Source organism: uncultured Marinobacter sp. (assembly GCF_963974375.1).
Lineage (GTDB): Bacteria > Pseudomonadota > Gammaproteobacteria > Pseudomonadales > Oleiphilaceae > Marinobacter.
The window spans coordinates 1-2,286 of record NZ_CAXBDN010000405.1 but is presented as its reverse complement, the minus strand read 5'-3'; the positions used below and the strand labels follow the sequence as shown (position 1 = coordinate 2,286).

The 2,286-nt window shown below is 58.5% G+C and carries 2 protein-coding genes and 1 pseudogene; all 3 read right to left on the bottom strand.

Annotated features, from left to right (window positions below; genetic code table 11):
- Nucleotides 1-839: pseudogene (locus AAC035_RS20720) on the bottom strand (MBL fold metallo-hydrolase); the annotation flags it as partial.
- A 140-nt stretch (nt 840-979) separates the two neighbouring features.
- Nucleotides 980-1,378, bottom strand: a complete 399-nt coding sequence (locus tag AAC035_RS20715) for an SH3 domain-containing protein (RefSeq protein ID WP_339807013.1) — start codon at nt 1,376-1,378, stop codon at nt 980-982.
- Nucleotides 1,375-2,286, bottom strand: a 912-nt coding sequence (locus AAC035_RS20710) for a hypothetical protein (RefSeq protein WP_339807012.1), incomplete at its 5' end; no start/stop codon positions are given. The genes AAC035_RS20710 and AAC035_RS20715, both read right to left, overlap by 4 nt.

Below are 2,286 nucleotides of genomic sequence, written 5' to 3'. Positions count from 1 at the left end.
GGTGCAATGGTGATGGCTTCGCCGGTGATGATTTCGGCTTTGGCGTGACCCTGTTCGTCCGGGTCGAGGCGTCTTACCTCATCGAAACCCGGGGTGCCGGGTTCCACCATAATGATCTTGCCCTTGCGCAGCGCCGGCCAGGGTTTGCGTACCTGTTCCTCCGGTGGCTGAGAACGCGCAAACTTGATCAGCGACTCGGTGGTCTCAAAATCTGCCAGTACCCGCAGCGTCCGCAGGGTGGGCGAGGCAAACAGGCGGGTGCCCTGGCGGTGTTCGTCCAGTGCTTCCTGAGGTGTCAGCCAGACGTGATCGATGGTTTCAATGCGATCGTGGCCGGGGGTCTGATCGTCGGGCATGGCGGCCACGAAGAAGCGGGTGTCGAAACGACGCGGTGGTCCCGGCGGAGTCACCCAGTGGCTGAGGTATACCAGCCGGTCCAGCGGCAAGGTCAGCTTGTAGCGGTGACACAGGCCTGCCAGGGTTTCATCTCCGGCCACCATGGCGTCCCGCTCGCCGAACACCGGATGGCTCTGGGTCAGGTGATCGCCGTTTTCATCCAGGGCCAGCATCACGCCGGCTTCCTCAAAACTTTCACGAATGGCTGCAATCATGTAATGGCTGCCGCCTTCGGGAACTGCCATGTCATGACTGGTAGAGGCATCATCACCTCCGGTAAGGTGCTCGGCGCAGCGTTTGTCCGCTTCGTCTACGGCACCCCCCGGGAACACGTAAAATCCTGGCATGAAGGTGGCATCCCAGGTGCGTTGCAGCAGCAGGACTTCAATGCCTTTGGGGGTATCCCTGGTAATAGCCAGGGTGGCAGCAGGACGTATTTCCATCAGACAGCACCTTGTTCACTGACGTTGTTATTGGCTTTGAATGGCTTCCTAACGATAGCGGAAGGCCGGGCCGGAGGCCAAGTGATTTGTGCGTGAGGTGCATTAAGGCTGTTGCCAGACGTTCCTGATGGCGCGTCAGTTCAATTGTTGACGATCACCAGATTGGAATGAATATAGGCCTTGCGGCCGTTGTTCAGACGGATGTGGAACCAGGGCTTGCCGGTGACTCTGCCAAGAATGATAAAGCTGTCCCCCGGACTGAGTTGTCCGATAACCGGGCTGCTGGCTCCGGTTCCGGGTGCGGCACGCAGATTGGCCTGGCTTCCCAGATCAGGCCTGATCCGGCCCATGGCATGAGCCTGTTTCTGTGAGGTGCGGATGAACGCTATCCGGTTGTCGAGTATTTTTTCACCTACCCCTCTAACCACGGGCAGATTGCTCAAAAGGCCACCCACCTCGCGGCCCCAGCCCGCCTGGGCAGGATGGGCAGCCGGTAACAGGATCAGCAGTGCCAGTGTCAGGCTGTAACGTGTTTTCATTCTTCTGACTGCCCCGCTTGCAGGATGAGATCCAGTATCGAACCCGCCAGCTCGATGGCGTGGTCGGTCATGTCGTTCAGTTGGGCATCGAGCATCTGATTCAGCTCGTTGGCCACCTGCTCGACCTCGTCCGGTAGCTGCTCATATAGATAGCTTTTAAGCTCGTCCTTGGCCATGTCCTTGCCGTATTCCGTGACCATGTCGTCCAGTTCCCGGAGAATGCGCCGCAAGGCTGAGGCACTTTCGGGCGTGACCTTACGTCGGGTCGCGCCAGCCATTGCCGGGGGCGTAAAGGCCGTGACGCAGTTGTAGACAGCGTCCATGACTGGTCGTTTTTCCGTGGCCGCATCCGTCGACTGGGAGGGTTGCCCGTATCGGGTGGCCAAGGGATTGTCATTTTCACAGAAGGCGAACCGGGCGTTGGCCGGAAGCTGGCCAGAGCTCATGACCAGACCTTTATAGGCCAGGGTTACCCTGAGGGAGTTGGCCTGGGTTGAGTCGCTCCAGAAGCGGAACATAACGGGTGTGCCATCGCTATCCTGTTCGTCCGGGAAAAAGCGATTGAGCGACTTGAGCAGGATATCCCCCAGCGCTGCATCGTATTTTTTCCGGTACTCCCGGTAGGCGCTGGCAAGGGGCAGTTGCAGGGCAAAGTGGTAGAACAGATAGCTATTGATCGCGAACCTGGCTTTTGCAATCTGTTCGCCGGCACCAGTTGAGTTTTCCTGTGCCGGGTTCGCGGTGTTTTCGACCTGGCTGGTGATAACTTCCCGCAGCTCGTTTGCTTCCTTCCAGGAATGATTTCGCAGACTCGAGGTGGCTGTTGCCATCTCTTCCTTATAGCTGGCCAGAAAGGTTTCCAGATCTGGCAGTCCCAGCGCTGACTGCACCGCAGACCAGCGTTTCTT

Bases quoted from the DNA above. Each gene is read 5' to 3' on its own strand.
- AAC035_RS20715 (WP_339807013.1), bottom strand. From the start codon at position 1,378: ATGAAAACACGTTACAGCCTGACACTGGCACTGCTGATCCTGTTACCG.